Below are 845 nucleotides of genomic sequence, written 5' to 3'. Positions count from 1 at the left end.
GGTTGATACCTTCAACCGCTGCTTTGTACTCTTCCAGAGTCGGGAAGCGACCCAGGATAGTACCCAGAACAACCATTGGGGTAGAGCCCAGCAGTGACTCACCTTTCTTCTCAGCGCTGTCTTCTACTACACGGCCCTGGAACAGACGGGTAGAAGTTGCCAGTACGGTGTCACCTGGTTCTGCTTTTTCCTGGTTACCCATACACAGGTTACATCCAGGGCGCTCCAGGTACAGGATGTTGTCGTACTTGGTGCGTGCCGCTTCTTTCGGGTTAGCATCGTCGAAGGTGAAGCCAGCGTATTTAGACAGGATGTCCCAGTCGCCTTCGGCTTTCAGCTCGTCAACGATGTTGTACGTTGGTGGCGCAACAACCAGTGGAGCCTTGAACGTGATAGGACCGTTCTTCTCCAGGTTACGCAGCATCGCAGCGATGATCTGCATGTCACCTTTGTGAACCATACAAGAACCAACGAAGCCCAGGTCAACCTGACGGCCATCGTAGTAAGAAGCCGGACGGATTACGTCGTGGGTGTAACGCTTAGATACGTCTTCGTTGTTTACGTCTGGGTCAGCAATCATTGGCTCGTCGATCGCGTCGAGGTCAACAACCACTTCTGCGTAGTACTTAGCGTTGTCGTCTGGAGCCAGAGCAGGTGCTTCGCCAGATTTAACTTCTTCGATACGCTTGTCAGCGAGGCCGATCAGCTTCTGCAGCATGCCAGCTTCGTTTTCCATACCTTTGTTGATCATGATCTGGATACGTGACTTAGCCAGTTCCAGAGATTGGATCAGGGTTTCATCGGTAGAAATACAGATAGAAGCTTTCGCTTTCATTTCTGCAGTC

At 51.6% G+C, this 845-nt stretch carries 1 protein-coding gene; it reads right to left on the bottom strand.

Annotated elements, in window-relative coordinates; translation table 11 throughout:
• Positions 1–845, bottom strand: an 845-nt coding sequence (locus tag B2067_RS13860) for an aconitase family protein (RefSeq protein ID WP_301388842.1), incomplete at both ends; no start/stop codon positions are given.

The sequence above is a fragment of the Thalassolituus sp. UBA2590 genome, from assembly GCF_002339775.1.
GTDB lineage: Bacteria > Pseudomonadota > Gammaproteobacteria > Pseudomonadales > Oceanobacteraceae > Thalassolituus.
The sequence above is the reverse complement of the archived record's forward strand: the minus strand, read 5'-3'. Positions and strand labels throughout refer to the sequence as shown.